Annotated in this window: 11 protein-coding genes; 3 read left to right on the top strand and 8 right to left on the bottom strand. The window is 44.2% G+C overall.

Annotation, left to right across the window (positions count from 1 at the left end; all coding sequences use genetic code 11):
• Position 1 precedes the first annotated feature (1 nt).
• From galK to GO495_RS07765, 3 genes are all read right to left on the bottom strand, one after another.
• The gene (gene galK / locus GO495_RS07775) at positions 2 to 1,183 is read right to left on the bottom strand and encodes a galactokinase (protein WP_157299158.1); all 1,182 of its coding nucleotides are present in this window, start codon (positions 1,181 to 1,183) and stop codon (positions 2 to 4) included.
• 6 nt (positions 1,184 to 1,189) lie between these two features.
• A complete protein-coding gene (locus GO495_RS07770; protein ID WP_157299157.1) occupies positions 1,190 to 2,236 on the bottom strand; it encodes a glycoside hydrolase 5 family protein in 1,047 nt (348 codons plus the stop codon).
• A gap of 236 nt (positions 2,237 to 2,472) precedes the next feature.
• Entirely contained in the window at positions 2,473 to 3,498 is a 1,026-nt protein-coding gene (locus GO495_RS07765; protein WP_157299156.1) for a LacI family DNA-binding transcriptional regulator, read from the bottom strand.
• A gap of 111 nt (positions 3,499 to 3,609) precedes the next feature.
• Between GO495_RS07765 and GO495_RS07760 the strand changes: the two genes are divergently transcribed.
• Positions 3,610 to 4,734 (top strand): acyltransferase family protein, encoded by a 1,125-nt coding sequence (locus GO495_RS07760; RefSeq protein ID WP_157299155.1) that lies wholly within the window; start codon positions 3,610 to 3,612, stop codon positions 4,732 to 4,734.
• Positions 4,735 to 4,809: 75 nt separating this feature from the next.
• Positions 4,810 to 5,595 carry an SDR family oxidoreductase gene (locus GO495_RS07755; RefSeq protein ID WP_157299154.1) on the top strand — a complete coding sequence of 262 codons (786 nt, stop codon included), beginning with the start codon at positions 4,810 to 4,812 and terminating at the stop codon, positions 5,593 to 5,595.
• A gap of 172 nt (positions 5,596 to 5,767) precedes the next feature.
• On the opposite strand, the gene GO495_RS07750 is transcribed toward GO495_RS07755, so the two are convergent.
• From GO495_RS07750 to GO495_RS07730, 5 genes are all read right to left on the bottom strand, one after another.
• A complete protein-coding gene (locus tag GO495_RS07750) occupies positions 5,768 to 7,204 on the bottom strand; it encodes a SusD/RagB family nutrient-binding outer membrane lipoprotein (RefSeq protein ID WP_157299153.1) in 1,437 nt (478 codons plus the stop codon).
• A gap of 20 nt (positions 7,205 to 7,224) precedes the next feature.
• Positions 7,225 to 10,410, bottom strand: coding sequence for a SusC/RagA family TonB-linked outer membrane protein (locus tag GO495_RS07745; RefSeq protein WP_240915188.1), 3,186 nt, complete (start codon positions 10,408 to 10,410; stop codon positions 7,225 to 7,227).
• Between the two features lie 303 nt (positions 10,411 to 10,713).
• Complete coding sequence (locus GO495_RS07740) at positions 10,714 to 11,460, bottom strand: hypothetical protein (RefSeq protein ID WP_157299151.1); 747 nt, start codon at positions 11,458 to 11,460, stop codon at positions 10,714 to 10,716.
• A gap of 54 nt (positions 11,461 to 11,514) precedes the next feature.
• Positions 11,515 to 12,324: an N-acetylmuramoyl-L-alanine amidase gene (locus GO495_RS07735; protein ID WP_157299150.1), complete on the bottom strand. Its 810-nt coding sequence runs from the start codon at positions 12,322 to 12,324 to the stop codon at positions 11,515 to 11,517.
• A 104-nt stretch (positions 12,325 to 12,428) separates the two neighbouring features.
• Positions 12,429 to 14,717: a GH92 family glycosyl hydrolase gene (locus tag GO495_RS07730; RefSeq protein WP_157299149.1), complete on the bottom strand. Its 2,289-nt coding sequence runs from the start codon at positions 14,715 to 14,717 to the stop codon at positions 12,429 to 12,431.
• Positions 14,718 to 15,271: 554 nt separating this feature from the next.
• Between GO495_RS07730 and GO495_RS07725 the strand changes: the two genes are divergently transcribed.
• Positions 15,272 to 16,840, top strand: a complete 1,569-nt coding sequence (locus tag GO495_RS07725; protein ID WP_157299148.1) for a S41 family peptidase — start codon at positions 15,272 to 15,274, stop codon at positions 16,838 to 16,840.
• Positions 16,841 to 16,922: the final 82 nt, after the last annotated feature.

Below are 16,922 nucleotides of genomic sequence, written 5' to 3'. Positions count from 1 at the left end.
ATTAACTATTAACTAGATCATTCACAGTACGACAACCATCTTCAATGCTCGTTACATAAGCTTTCAGAGGTACTTTAAATTGTTGCTCATATCCTGCGGCGGCTTTCTCCAGCAATGCAGGTACAGCAGACTTCTTTACAATATTGATAGTACAGCCACCAAAGCCACCTCCCATCATACGGGCTCCCAACACACCGCTTTCACCACCTGCAAATTCAGCCAGCCAGTTCAGCTCAGGACAACTTACATTATACAGCTTATCCAGCCCTTCATGTGTAGCAAATACCTTTTTACCGAATGAAACAAGATCATCATGCTGCAGATCCACACAGGCATCCTGCAAACGCTGGATCTCTTCTACTACATACCGGCAACGGTTATATGTTATCGCATTATAAGACTTCACATATTCATCCAGCATTCCCATAGAAGCATCCCGTAAACTCTTTACTTCGGGATGATGTTTTCTGATAAGCGCTACACCCTGCTCGCACTCTGCACGACGGGTATTGTATTCAGAAGAAGCCAGGGAATGTTTTACCTGTGTATCTAATAATACCAGACTTACATCATCAAAGTTGAAAGGAATATATTCATATTCAAGAGAAGCACAATCCAGTTTGATCAATTGCTGTTTCTTGCCAAACATACTTGCAAACTGGTCCATGATCCCACAACGAACACCTACAAACTCATTCTCTGCGGCCTGAGATAACAGGGCCATATCCATACGGCTGATGTCAAGACCAAATAACTCATTCAAAGCATATGCAGTGGCACATTCGAGTGCTGCAGAGGATGAAAGGCCGGCGCCCAGGGGTATGTTACCGCAGAATGCACATTCGAATCCACTAAGGATATGACCACGTTTCTGGAGTTGCTGAACCACCCCCAGCAGATAATCAGGCCATTGCTTTGATGTAGGTTTTAACAGATCGAGGCTGCCCGTGTAGTGATCATCTACATCCAGCGCATGCATCACGATCTGCCGGTCGTTACGCTTTACTATAGCGAGATAAATTGCCTTGTCGATAGCGGCAGGCAACACAAAGCCGTTATTATAATCCGTATGTTCTCCAATGAGGTTAATGCGCCCGGCAGCCCTTACTATGATAGGCTCCTGATCAAAATGCTGCTGACTGAAAGCGCTTAATTTTGCTTGCTCCACTATGAATTGTTTCATAATTTATTATTCTTTCCCTGTTAGTGATTTTATCAGTGTAATTTCTTCTGCACTGAAAGGTGTCCCATCAGCACGGAAGATGTCATGAAACCATACCGGGGGCTCTTTACCATCCGGCATCGGACTATCCCAGGCATAAATAGTATTCGTTTTACCGGATACCAGTCCCCAGTTATATGCTGCCACATGCTCGCTCTTCAGTAAGGGCATAATGTTCGCAAAACGGCTGCCACGGGTACGCGCCATATATTCTGTACAGATGAGCGGACGACCGTAATTACGCAACGTATCTATCGCTTTCTTATGTTCCTTCTCATCCGCATAATTATGATAAGTGATCACATCCGAATTATTCAGCTGGAACACATTCAGCGCTGTCAGCTGTTCGCTCCACACACCGGCAGATACCGGCTGTTTCGTCTTCACTTCATGTGCCCAGGTAAACACCGCCTTTAACAGCGGGAAACTCTTATCCTTATAATCCGAGTTACCTGGTTCATTATAAAGGTCCCATAACAGGATACGTTTATCCTTACGGAAAGTCGTCAGCACATCCTTCACATATCTTTCCAGTGTATCTGTTGGTTCATGACGGAACCCGGGGTCCTGTAACCAGCCGGAATTATGAACACCCACTTTAGGAACAGGCTGTGTTCCGTAGCGGTAACTATTATTCCAGCAATCGTCAAACAGCACGAACAACGTTGAAATACCATGACTATGTGCAATGGTCAGGTAAGTGTTCATTCGCTGTTTAAAACCCTCAGGGTCCTGTTCCCAGGCAGCATGATGCAGGAATACCCGCATGGAATTCAATCCGATAGAAGCTGCATATCCCAGGTCGCGGTTAATAACTGCTGTGTCAAAAGAAGCGGCCTGCCACATCTCCAGCTGGTTAATAGCATTGCCGGGGATGAAGTTGGAGCCTCGCTGCCAGTCGTGATGACGATACCATCGGGCGGCTTTCTTCTTAGACCATGTACTTCTCTGAGCAAACGCAACATTGGCCGATGTTGCTGCCAGGAGTACAAATAGAAAAAGTTTCAGTTTCATACTTGCATTTTTGTGGAGCTATAAAAAGATGGTATTTATTTCATCATGGAATCATTAAAAAGTGGAATCAATATTCAAATTTATACGATTTACGTAAACGATTACAATAAAGTTGCATCAAAATCTTATTTCACTCTTCATTTTAACTCAAAACGTTGGATATCAATATATTATAATCGGGAGAAATTGTAACGGTCAATAAATGTAATCGTTTACTTTCAATTATGCAAGAAGTATCATCTTCTCATTGATGACTGGCGGAATGCGGCAAGGGGCTCAAGTACTATTTTGGTTCGCTTTTGAACATGTACATCTCCTTTATCTTCAATTAGTTCCATCAGTAATTTGAAGGCTTCTTTGCCCATCTGTACAGTTTGCTGGTCTATACTGGAAAGACTGGGTGTAATATGTTCATCAAAAGACTCATTCGCAAATCCTACTACTCCAAAAGCCTCCGGGATCTCTATCCTTTTATCTTTTATCTCCTTTACGGCGCCTAACGCAGTAAAGTCCTCTACTGCAAATACTGCGTCCGGTGGTTTAGATAATGACAGTAAGTGCTGAATAGCCTGGCGGCCGGAGGCTATGGACACATTCCCGAAATATACCAGCTCATCTTCCACTGTAATACCATAAGCGGTAAGGGCCGCCTTATAACCCTCCAGCCGGTCTTTGAATATTTTCAGGTGCTGTTGCCCTGCTATATGGGCAATCCTTTTATATCCCTGCCTGATCAGGTGTTCAGTAGCAATATAGGCGCCTTTATAGTCATCAATTACCACAGAAGGAATATTGAGACTGTCATTTGCACGGTCAAAGAATACGAGCGGAACGCCCCTTTCCTTTATTTCCAGATAATGTGAGAACTCGGTAGTTTCTTTGGCGATGGAGGCCAGGATACCATCCACACGGCTGCTTAAAAAGGTTTCTATTCCTTTTTTCTCATACTCCGGCTGTTCATTCGACTGGTATAAAAGCACGCTATAGCCATGCTGATTGGCCATACTTTCTATTCCGTGGACTACGGAGCCGAAGAAATTGATTTCTGCACTGGGGATGATCACCCCAATGATATTGGTCCTGCCGGAACGGAGAGAATACGCGATCCTGTCCCGCCGGTAGTTCATACGCTCTGCCGTATCCTGCACTAATCTCCTGGTATCTTCACTGGTCCCTTTGCGGTTATTTAAGGCCCGGGAAACGGTAGCTCCCGTCAGATTCAGCTCCCGGGCAATATCTGCTATAGTAACTTTGTGGTTCAAGAAGGGTTGTGTTTAGTACTAATGTATACAAATGAATCGGAAATATGTTAAAATTTCTAATTGCATAGCGGGAATTCTTGTATTATATTTATAACTAGCTAATAAATAATTATGCAAACAACACCGCAACGCTTCCTGCCTCTGGATGTTTTCAGGGGATTGACCGTTTGTTTTATGATCATCGTAAACACGCCGGGCACGAATGATATCTTCGCTCCACTGGAGCATGCCCGGTGGCATGGATTCACACCTACAGATCTCGTATTCCCGTCCTTCCTCTTTGCGGTAGGAAACGCCATGAGCTTCAGTATGCGTAAATACCAGCAAATGGGAAATGCAACCGTATTATCCAAAATCTTCCGCCGTACTCTCCTCATCTTCTTACTGGGATTCATCATGTACTGGTTACCCTTCGTCCGTACCGGCGCCGATGGTCACTGGGAGTTTATTCCCATTTCAGATACCCGCATCCTGGGTGTATTACAACGCATAGCACTGTGTTATTGTTTTGCTTCTTTACTGATACATTACCTGCCTAAAAAAGCATTGTGGGTAGTAAGCGCTGTTTTATTGCTGGGCTACTGGGCTATCATGTACGCTTTTGGAGAACCAGGCGCTCCTTATGAAATACACAGTAACGCTGCTTTATATGTAGATAAATTTATTATGGGTGATAGCCATCTCTACCATGGCGAAGGCTTTGCTTTTGATCCCGAAGGTATCCTCAGCACACTGCCTGCAATTGTAAATGTTATTGCTGGTTACCTGGCAGGGCTCTTCATCCAGGAGAAAGGAAAAACTTCGCAGGGCATTACCCGTCTGATCTCTGCCGGTGTTATTCTTATCCTCATAGCCTGGTTATGGAATACACAGTTCCCTGTCAACAAAAAATTATGGACCAGCTCCTTTGTACTCAATACCGTAGGTATAGATCTGCTGATCATCTCATTGCTCATTTATATAATAGATTTCAAAAATTCCACCGGCTGGACCAGCTTCTTCACCGTATTCGGGAAGAACCCGCTGTTCCTCTACCTGTTATCTGAAGTAGGTGTTATTTTCCTCAGCTTCTTTACAATAGGCAGTGTATCCGTGTTTGCATGGTTGAATATTCACATATTCCAGCCCATCGCTCCCGGAAAAGTAGGGTCCCTGCTTTTTGCACTCACCTATATGCTGTTTTGCTGGAGTGTGGGTAAAATCCTGGATAAAAAGCGTATATACGTACGTGTGTAATGTACGATATGCTTATATTAGCCTTGTGAACCCGACGTGCTTTGCTAGCATTGCTTATTTTTAGTTAGAATTAGTATGGAACTTTCGTTAAAAGGAAAAACCGCGCTCATCTGTGGTAGTACCCAGGGTATAGGATTAGCTACGGCCAAAGAACTGGCACTCCTGGGCGCAGAATGTGTATTGTTGGCGAGGAATAAAGAAAGCCTGCAAACCGCAGTTGAATCACTGGCAACCGAACATCTTCAGGAACACAGCTACCTCATCGCCGACTTCCGGGATACGAAACAGGTAGAAGACGCTATCAAAGAGATTACCAACCGCAGAGCGGTACATATATTAGTCAATAATACGGGTGGCCCCAAAGGGGGGCCACTCATTGATGCCGATATCCACGAATTTACAGATACCTTCCAGCAACACCTGGTATGCAACCACATCCTGGTGCAGGCTGTTATCTCCGGAATGACCGCCGCCGGCTACGGACGAATTATTAATATCATCTCCACTTCGGTAAAAACGCCACTTAAAAACCTGGGTGTTTCCAATACGGTCCGCTGGGCCGTTGCCTCCTGGGCTAAAACACTGGCAGGAGAACTTGCCCCCTATGGTATTACCGTCAATAACGTATTACCTGGTTCTACCAATACAGGCCGCTTGGATAGTCTGATGATGTCCATGGCCGCCAGACGTAACACTTCTCTCAACACTATAGAAGAAGAATTACTGAGTGAAATTCCCATGAAACGCTTTGGTGACCCTAAAGAGATAGCTGCCGCGGTTGCTTTTCTGGCCACTCCTGCTGCGGGTTATATCACAGGTATTAATCTTACTGTAGATGGAGGCAAAACGCCGGTATTGTAAAAAGAAAAAGCCCCGGCAGATGCCAGGGCCTGATTTCATCACTTTTTACTATTACAAATTGAACAAGTGTGTATCTGATTAGAATATAAAGTTCCAGATTCCTTCTCCATTAAGTAATGCAAAAACGGAAAAATATTTACGCAACCGGGAAAACTCTTCCCGGTTGTTTTATTTATTGTTGCGCATCAAACCATAAAGGAGTGATCAGCTGATCTGCCCCCTGATGTGCGACCGCTGCTTTATAACTCACACCATTCAAAGCCTGCTCTCCGGAAGGATACGTTAGCCTATATGGCATCTTACCACCTAAATTCCCCTGGTAAGCTGGTGTAAGTACCGGATAATCCAACCGGCGCCATTCTGCAAAACCTTCCAGTCCATCTCCAAATAAAGCCAGCCATTTCTGCTCTCCGATAGACTGTTTGTAATTAACGGTATTGTACACCACTCCAGGTTGCAGAAGATAGTTTGCTATGGTGGTAGCATCACTGATCCCATATTGTTTCAGGGAAGCGGTCACCCCCTGTTTATACAGGTCCGCAGCATCACCGGATAATAAACCGCGCTGAGCCGCTTCTGCCTTAATAAACAACAGTTCTGCATAATTAAACAGTACGGCCGGCGCTGTATTAACAGTGAATACCGCACCTGCATCTGAAGTTCTATAAAGACCTAAACGGGATGCAGAATCCGTAGGTAATCCGTTTGTAACCCCTATAATCACATTGGTATCCCTTGGCAAGGCGGCATAAATACTTAAACGGGGATCATTAAATGATCGTAATTTATCTACAATGCTCTTGCTGATACGATAATCACTACGGGTTTCCCTGTTTTTCGATACCGGGTTCTGGTTAGGAGAAGCCTGATAAATCAGTTGTGCGTTCTCTGTATTAGCGGCAATAAGTCCTGCATCATCTGCTCCTATCTCATCAAATACGGCCTTTGCTGTAGCAAACTCACGGTCTGAAATTCGCAGGGCAATGCGCAGGCGTAATGAGTTGGCAAACTTTTTCCACTTCGTCAGATCCCCATTGTAGAGTATATCTCCGGAGATAGGATTACCCGCCGGGCTGATCAGCCCTACAGCCGTTTTCAGTTCTGCCAGTATCCCGATATACACATCTTTCTGTGCATCGTATTTCGGAGTGGGGTACTTCTCAATATTCGCTGCCTGAGAATAAGGAACATCCCCATACAGGTCTGTCAGCGTCTGGAAGATCCAGGAACGCATAATCAGCGCTACTGCCTTGTAATTTGGATTGTGTAAACTATCTCCCAACTGTGCAAGCGTCGTAAAATCCTTTACACCCTGTGCATAGAAATTATTCCACACAGTTTGAATACTGGTAGCGGCCGGAATGTATTTATCAGGGTCCGTATATTGGATCTTAGCCCAGTACTGTACATACAGCATGCTTGTTTCCATAGAGGCATCAGTCCCCCAGTAGGTATCCACATTTGCTTTGATACCATTCGTCAGCAGGTAATCCGGTTGCACCGTTTCTGCTTCATTGGGGTTCCTGTTAATCTTCTCCAGGCTCTTGCTGCATCCTGTTAATATCAGTGCTGCACCCGCCACCCAAAATATATATTTGAATAATTTCATGATCTTCTTTTTAATAGTGATTAGAACGTTACTTTCAGATTAACACCTAAGCTGCGTACAGTAGGGATCTGCAGTGTTTCAAGTCCCTGGCCGTTTCCGGTATTGAATGCTGTTTCAGGATCGATGTTCGGTACTTTCTTATCGATATACCAGAGGTTACGTGCTGTAACAGTAACGTTCACTCCCTGTAATCCCCATTTGTGGATCAACTCCTGTGGCAGTGCATAACCCAGTTTTACTTCACGCAGTTTGATGAAAGAAGCATCGTATATACTACTTTCATTCAGAGAGCTGCTGTACACTGATTTGTAGTAACGCTGTGCCGGTAAGATGGTTTCATTCTTTTTACCATCAGCAGTTACACCATTAAAGATGATCCCATCATGATACACGGTTTCGCCATTAGGAGCAGGAGCTGAATGGTTATCCAGCCTGATAGCAGTTCCCTGCTGATTGTTATTTGTATAGTAATAAGGAAGACCTCCATGTTCTTCATCACGCCCCGGCATACTGGCTGCCAGCACTCCTGTATAAATACCGGTGTAGTTGGTGCCTGACCAGATCGAACCACCCTGACGCGTATCAATTAAAAAGCTAAGAGAAATGCCTTTGAAAGAGAATGCATTGTTCACACTACCTGTCCATTTCGGCGTAAAATAACCCAACACTTTTTTATCATCTGCAATCACAGGTGTTCCACTTGCACTCACCAGTATCTGTCCCTGATCATTACGCTTGTAAGCCTTTCCATATAGAGCGCCATAACGTTTCCCCTTGCTGGCTAATACCTGTATGTTACCGGAACTACCCAGTACATAATCATTCAGTAAGCCTTCTTTATCCAGCTCTATTACCTTACTTACATTTCTCGCATAGTTGAAATTAACATCCCAACGGAAACCGGAAGCAGTAGATACAGGCGTTACACCTAATGTTACTTCCACACCATGGTTATCAATCTGTCCACCATTTAATTGCCTTTGTAAGTTTCCTGTCGAAGCACTTACATCCGCCAGCAGGATCTGGTTAAAGCTGCTGGAAGTATAATAAGTGATATCTGTTCTGATACGGTTATTAAGGAACGCTGCTTCCAGACCCACTTCTGTAGATCGTGTAATCTCAGGTTTCAGATCTTTCGAATAATATTTATCACTCACGGTTTCCAGCGGAGCACTGCCAAAAGGCTGATTAAAAGGGTACGTATTGATAATACGATATGGATCTGTGTCCTTACCTACTTCAGCCCAGCCACCTCTGATCTTTAACATGGATAATACCGGACCGGAAATATGTAATGCATCACTCAGTACCACACTCGCATTTACAGAAGGGTAGAAATAAGAGTTATTGTTGACAGGTAAAGTAGATGACCAGTCATTACGCGCGGTTAGGTTCAGGAATGCATAATCCCTGAATGATAATTGAGCGGAAGCAAAAGCGCTGTATACTTTTAAACGGGATAAATAACTGGTGGAGATCAACGCATCCCTTGAGTTGTTTAACGTATACACATCTTTCACCGCCAGCCGGGGCGCCTGCTGATAGTTTTGCTCGTACTGATTGGTACGGATATTACCGCCTACCAGTCCATCAATAGTAAAATCGTGATTTATTTTCCTGTTGGCATTCAGTGTTGCTTCGGCATTGGTTTCTGTTACCACGTAATTGTCTTCTGTATAAGAACCATACGGTGTACCATTCGTATAATAAGCTACTTTGTATTTTCGCTTATCATTATAGGTATCTGTGCCTATACGTACATTGGCAGTAAGCCAGTCCTGTATCTGGTAAGACAGGCGTGCATTTCCCAGGAAACGGTTACGCAGCTGACCAACAGTATTTTCATGCTGTATCCAGTAAGGATTGCTGTAGTAACTATGGTTCCAGTTATAATCCGTTCCGTCCGCATTCTTATAATTACGCAGCAAACGGGTATCTACCTGGCGGCCAAACCAGATGAACTGCAACGTAACACTGTTACCACGTTTACCATCCACTCCTGGCAGGTTATCTGCACCGGCTCTCGTATAGTTGGCAAAAGTGCTCAACGTTAACTTAGGCGTGATACGGTAAGTATTGTTAATAGTGAAAGTATTACGGGTAATACCGGTATTAGGCAGGATGCCTGTTTGTTTGGTATTGTTGTAAGAAAAACGGTAATCCATTTTGTCATTACTACCACCAACAGACAATCCATTATTTAAGGTGTAACCTGTTTTATAAAAATCTTTTACGTTATCAGGATGCGCAACAAACGGTACCGCTTCTCCATTAGAGAAAAACTGTTTGATTAAACGGCCATCCATTTTAGGTCCCCAGCTCTCATCCACTCCATCATTCAATCCACCGCCTTTACCATCTACATAGGAAAACTGTCCGCCGGAGCCCTGTCCGTATGAGTTCTGGTAAGTAGGCAATACCAGCAGGCTTTCAAAAGTAGCGCCGGAATTCACGGTTATTCCCAGCCCCTTTTGTCCTTTGCCGGTTTTGGTTTTAATAACCAATACACCTGCAGAGGCACGGGAGCCATACAATGCAGCGGCATTGGGGCCTTTCAGTACGTTCAGTGATTCAATGTCATCAGGATTGATATCCGCAATTGCATTGGCAAAATCACGCCCCGTTCCTATACCGAGCTGACTGTTATCTACCGGTACTCCATCTATAACAAATAAAGGCTGATTGTTGCCGGCGATAGAAGTTTCTCCACGGATAATGATGCGGGAAGATCCCAGGTTACCCTGACTGTTAGTTACCGTTACACCGGCAATTTTACCGGCCAGTGCATTTACCAGGTTGCTTTCTCTTGCTTCCGCAATATCTTTTGATTTCAGCTCCTGTACGGCATAACCCAGGGAACGTTTTTCCCGGGAAATACCCAATGCTGTTACCACTACTTCATTCAAATGGCTTTCAGAACTCTCAAGCGCAATATTGATCGTTTTGTTGCTGCCAACTACTCTATCTACTGCTCCATAACCAATAAAGGAAAAATGCAGGGTATCATTAGCGCCGGCAGTGATGGAATATTTTCCGTCAACATCCGCCTGTACACCACGGGAAGTTCCTTTTACGGTAATAACAGCCCCCGGAATACGCTGGGCATCTGACTTGGAAGTCACTACCCCCGTGATTTTTGAATCCTGCGCATAAGCAGCCTGCAGTCCGAATAATAGCAGTAACAGGATTTGTAATTGTTTATTCATTTGTATCAGTTTAAAAGATGGAAGGCAAAGCATTGCCAGGCCACCGCGATAAGCGGCAGCAATGGTTATAGATTGATTACTTAATTAGTGATAATTAGATACAACACCCGGAAGGTACCAGGTAATTTATGGCAGACTCAGTTGGACCCGTACAGACACCAGTAGCGGCACCCTCATTAAAAATATAGGTTGTGTACATCTATCTCTTCGTTAATTCAGGGCAAAATTAACATAACTTTTATTAATCTACAAAACAAGTAGACTAAATAAGACAAAATAACATGCGAACTGGAATAGATCCAATCATTTAACTGCATCCTCAGCTAATAAACCGGCATCCTGTAGCAGTTTTTTAATAGCAGGCTCATTGCCGTATTTGGTAATAGGCGCCTTCAGATTCTTAGCGTCCAGGGTTAATTTATCAAAACGGGGATCAAAAGAAGCGGCAAAAGCATTACCATAAATGAGGTTGGTCCAGGCATGATAAGGCTCATATCTTCCATAACCTCTGTATTGCCAGAACTGGTCCATCTGCCGGGTAAACTGCTGCAAAGCAGTCCGGAATTCCTCTTCCGTAATTTTAGCTATAGGAGTATAATGTTTTTGCGACTGTAGTTTTTCCTTTCTATATAAAGTAATACTGAAATGTGTGCCGGTGTCTTTCCTGGTAGCAGCAACTGCGTCATCAATGGTTTTATACCCATCATCTGCTCCGTCGGCACAAAACATTTGCAGGGAATCCTGTTTCTTAAAGTATTTAAAAGTGGTACAGAAGTAGAGATTATCTGAAGAAAGGTGTATCATATACACTCTGTCATTTGCATTCACTTGCTTCACAATCTCCATATGTTCCTGCTCGTCGGCTTTACTTGTACGCCCCATCATTTTCACCTGACGGAACGCCGGGTCCATCCTTTCCACTATCATCTCATCATCATTAATGGTAAGATGGCACAATGGCGCTTTGCCCGTGCTGTAAGTATACCACTCCCCCCTCTGGGCAAAAGCCGCAGAGGAAATAAACAACAACAGGAAACAATATCTGATCATAATGATTAGCTTTTTTGCATGATATTGATTAGATAAGATTCTTATATAGCCCGACTAACTTTTTTGCATGATACTGATCAGGATTTTCTTCTCCCCCTCATCCAGATTAGTGCCGGTAGTAGAATCCGCAGGAATGAAATGCCTTTTGAATGCTTTAATGGTAGCGCTGCTGTCTCTTGTATCATATCCTACTATGCGCAGGGCCTGTAAAGCATTAAAGCCCTCGGGAACTGTAATGGCAGTAGTATCATACCATAACCCAAAACCTTTCTCTGCCAACTGTTGCCAGGGGAAATAAGCGCTGGGATCTACCTTCCGGGAAGGAGCAATATCTCCATGCCCGATAAAATTAGCCGTAGGAATATTGTACCGGTGACGCAGCGTGTCCAGCAGTACGATCAGACTGTTGATCTGTTGTGGCTGAAAAGGCATAAATCCGTTATTATCCAGTTCTATACCGATAGAAGCAGAGTTCATATCCGTTACATTACCCCATTTGGCAGCTCCCGCATGCCAGGCACGCAGGTAATCATTCAGCATATGATGCACAGTACCATCGCTGCATATTACATAGTGAGCGCTCACCTGTGTCCTTGTTAAGGTAAAAGTGCGGAAGGTACTGTCGCAGGAGCCCTGCGCTGTATGATGAATAATCACGTAGTTAGGCTTACGCAGGTTAAAATTGGTAGTCCCTATCCAATCAGATACCGGCGGAATATCATTCACCGGCTGCTGCCTGATGATACCGGCATATTGTTTTGCCTGTTTACGGTATACTTTATTAGTAGCAGCGTAAGGTTTATGCGCACAACTATATATAGTAACTGCTGCCAGCAGCAGCAATAAATGGGGGAACACTTTCATTGTATTAAGTTAATGATTATCTGACTAATGCAAAACCGGTGCCATGAGAAGAATAAAAAAACCGGCTCCTTTACAGGGAGCCGGTCCATATATAATCAGATGACTTATTTCAACTCCTGAGAAAGAGAATAAGGAGCATCCTTATCAGCAGTTCCTCTGTTTTTGTTAGGTACTGCGTCCATATCAAAAGTGATGATACCACCCTTCATCATTTCGTTATGATCCAGCCAGTTGCTGGTGTAAGGTTTTGCATTGAATGTCACTGCCTTTACATAACGGTTCTCTGCACTGTTTTTAGGAGCAGACAAAACCAGTTTCTTGCCGTTTTCGAAGGTGATAGTCGTCTTCTTGAACAGCGGAGCACCGAGTACATATTGCTGTGTACCCGGACAAACAGGATAATATCCTAATGCGCTGAACACATACCATGCAGAAGTTTGTCCGTTATCCTCATCACCGCAATAACCATCTGGTGTTGCTGTATAGAGGCGGTTCATTACTTCCCTCACCCAATACTGGGTTTTCCATGGCTGACCTGCATAGTTATACAGGTAGATCATGTGCTGGATAGGCTGGTTACCATGTGCATACTGACCCATATTCATGATCTGCATTTCGCGGATCTCATGGATTGTACCACCATAGTAGCTGTCGTCATATACCGGAGGCATAGTGAATACGGAATCCAGCATTTTCACGAACATATCCTTTCCACCCATCAGGGTTTCAAGCCCCTGGATGTCATGGAATACAGACCAGGTATAATGCCAGCTGTTACCTTCAGTGAAAGCATCCCCCCATTTGAATGGATTGAAAGGGGTCTGGAATTTACCATCCTTGTTCTTACCACGCATCAGCTTTGTTTCGGGATCAAACACGTTCCTGTAGTTGCGGGCTTGTTTGGCAAATCTTTCTATTTCAGCAGCAGGGCGTTTCAGTTCCTTTGCCAGTTTATAAATAGTAAAGTCGTCATAGGAATATTCCAGTGTACGGGCAGTATTCTCATTGATATCTACATCATAAGGAACATAACCCAATTCATTATAGTATTTCACACCAGCACGACCAACAGAAGTAAGCGGGCCGGAATTATTACTGTTCTTGATCAATGCTTCATAAGCAGTATTGATATCAAAACCTCTTACACCTTTTAAGTAAGCATCTGCAATCAGGGACGCAGAGTTAGAACCGATCATGCAATCGCGGTGACCGGGGCTTGCCCACTCAGGTAACCAGCCACTTTCTTTATATGCATTCACCAGACCTTCCATTATATGGGAGTTCATGGAAGGATACATCATGTTGAAGAATGGGAAGGTAGCGCGGAAAGTATCCCAGAAACCATTATCGGTGAACATGTAACCTGGTAATACCTGGCCATTGTAAGGGCTGTAGTGCATTACTTTACCCTGTGCGTCCATTTCGTAGAACTTACGGGGGAACAGCATAGCACGGTACAGGCAGGAGTAGAAAGTACGCACCTGTTCGGAAGTACCGCCTTCTACCGCAATTCTGCCCAGTTCTTTGTTCCAGGCAGCTTTCGCTTTGGCTTTCACCACGTCGAAAGAGCTGTTACCTACTTCCTGTTGCAGGTTCAGCGCAGCCTGTTCCGGGCTGATGAAAGAGGATGCTACTTTAACGTTCACTTTTTCACCTTTCCCGGTAGCAAAACCGATTACAGCGCCTACGTGATTTTCCTTTGCTTCTGCTTCACCCCTGTATAAAGTACCGTTCTTAAAGGTAGATACGAAGGTAAAAGGCTTGTCGAAGGTAAGTTCGAAGTAGTTCTTAAAGTTAGAAGGTACCCCACCGCTGTTTTTGGTAGTATAACCAATGATTTTATGTTCAGCAGTCAGTACTTTGATATAAGAGCCCTTGTCGAGCGCATCGATTACTACAAAAGCGCTGTCTGTTTTAGGAAAGGTAAAGCGTATTACAGCGGCTCTTTCAGTAGGCGTGATTTCTGTGGTCACGTCATGATCCGCCAGGTATACACTGTAATAATAAGGACGGGAAACTTCCGCTTTGTGGGAGAACCAGCTGGCCCTGTCATCTTCTTTGAATTTCACTTTACCGGTTACTGGCATGATAGCGAACTGGCCATAGTCATTGATCCAGGGACTGGGCTGGTGAGTTTGTTTAAAACCACGCAGTTTGTCGGAATCATAGGTATAAGCCCAGCCATCTCCCATTCTGCCGGTTTGTGGCATCCAAAAATTCATCCCCCAGGGGCATGCGATGGCAGGATAAGTATTGCCAGTGGACAGCGATCCTTTTGAGGCTGTTCCCATCAGTGGGTTTACCCACTCTACAGGATCAGCTACGCTGTTCACAGTTTGAGCCTTTACGCAGCAGGTAGCCAGCATAAGGGCGGAAAAGAGAATTGTCTTCATGTTGAGATCTTCTGGAATTTTAGCATGTATAAAGTCTGTAAAAATAGCTTTTCAGGCGAAAAAATACGGTTTATTTTATAAACGGCCTAAATGCTACATCGTCGCCAGCAGCAAGGCTAAATTGTTTTAGCATATGCCCGATAATTTTAAATAATATGTGTTTTCACAGGTAACGGACTAAACCTTATCAGGGTAAAGGGAGTCCAATTGTTAAAGAGCGGGGAAATAGGGTACCGGATCAGGAAAAGGCATATAACATCAGATCGTGAAAAGAGGACCAGTCTCCCCACCCGATGTTCCCTGACAAGACTTAAATCGATCGATTATAGTCATTCACCGATTAAAAATCAGTATACGCTTTTTTTTATACTGAGCATACATATTCTGTCGTTAGTTTGTATAGAGTTGATAAAGAGTGATTGATACGTTTTTTATTAGTGAGTATTTAACGGAATGAATACAAAACAAGCATTGTATCGTACATTTATTATGTAGAGCAAACATTCTTCCTAAGTTCAGTAAACCCCAATCCTCCATGTTTTTAAAATTTTATCATGAATAGATCTTTTACCTCAGTCGCTTTAAGGGTAGTGCTTATCAGCACTTTTTGCAGCAGTGTGTTTGTATCCTGCCGTAAGGATAGCAAATCCGGGACAGATACAACCGGTGGTACAGGGACCACCACTACCGCGGTTACAGATGAAGATTCTCTGAAATACCTCATGTATCACACCATGCAGGTATCTTATGTAGACGGCGGCCGCAGTACCACCACGTCGCTGCCTACCTACTACTGGTATTCACAGGTACCTACCCTTGACCCTGTAAACAGCACATACGCTACCGCAGACGCCTTGCTGGAAGTGATGAAAACATACTCTAAAGGAACAGGCACCACCGCTCTGGACAGGTACAGCTTCCTGGACCGTACCGGTTCTCTTTCCAGCGCCCTGCAAGACGGTGTTTCTGAGGTGAACAAGAAAATAAGCGCTACCGGCAGCTTAGGGATGGAAGTGAGCTACGCTTCAGATGGTAACAAAACATACCTCTATATCCTCTACGCAGATAAAAACTCCCCGGCAGGCTTACAGGGGCTCACCCGTGGTGATGAAATCACAGCTATCAACGGGGATACCGCTATCTCCTACGACGGTTCTACCGGTGCTCATACTACCAAGGTGGTGAACGCAATCTACAATTCCTCCTCTGTTACCCTAAAGGTGACGAAAGGATACACCAAAGCCGTTAACACTTACACGGTAAATGCCGGTACCTACAATATCAATCCTGTGTTATTTGATACCCTCTACACTATTGGCGGGCAAAAAACAGGCTACTTTGTATTCTATACTTTCACCAGCACAATAAATACAAAAGGTGCCTATACCAATACGAAAACAATACTCGACAACCTGTTTGGGAAATTCAAATCAGAAGGTGTTACCAACCTGATTGTGGACCTTCGTTATAATGGTGGAGGGTCCGTTGCTACAGCGGAATACCTGGACAGCGCTATCGCGCCTGCGTCAGCGGCCTCCAAAGCAATGTATTACTACCTCTATAACGACAAGCTGACTGCCAATATGAATGAAGCCGGACTGGAAGCCAGTGTCAACTACCCATCCAACACGGGTGGCCTGGCATTAAGCAATGTCTTCTTTATCACATCCAAAAACACCGCTTCTGCCAGCGAATTAACACTGAATAACCTGAAGCCTTATATGAGTGTGAAACTGGTGGGTGATAGCACTTATGGTAAACCTGTAGGGTTCATTACCTTTACGATCAACAAGTATGACAGCACACATACCGAGAAGTACCTGGCCGATTTATACGCGATTAACTTTGCTACCCAAAACGCCAACCATGTTGGCGGCTATTACTCCGGTATAGCGCCCGACCAGCAGGCTTACGATTATATCAATGTTCCATGGGGTAATTCCAATGACAACAACCTGGAATATATATTCAACTATATCAGCAACGGTAGCTTTGCGAGGTCCGCTGCACGTATTGCTGCGGCGAGTACGCTTAACCTGCGGGCTTCGATACCTACTTCTATTGCATCCCCACGCTTCAATGGCATGGTGGATTACAGACTGGGTAAACGTTTAAAGAACTGATCGTTCCTATTACTTATATGCAACTGGCGCAACCGGAAGAACGTTCTTCTGATTGCGCCAGTTTTTTAATATGCAGATCTTA

The sequence above is a fragment of the Chitinophaga oryziterrae genome (assembly GCF_009758125.1).
Taxonomy (GTDB): domain Bacteria; phylum Bacteroidota; class Bacteroidia; order Chitinophagales; family Chitinophagaceae; genus Chitinophaga; species Chitinophaga oryziterrae.
This window is presented reverse-complemented; position numbering and strand designations above follow the sequence as displayed.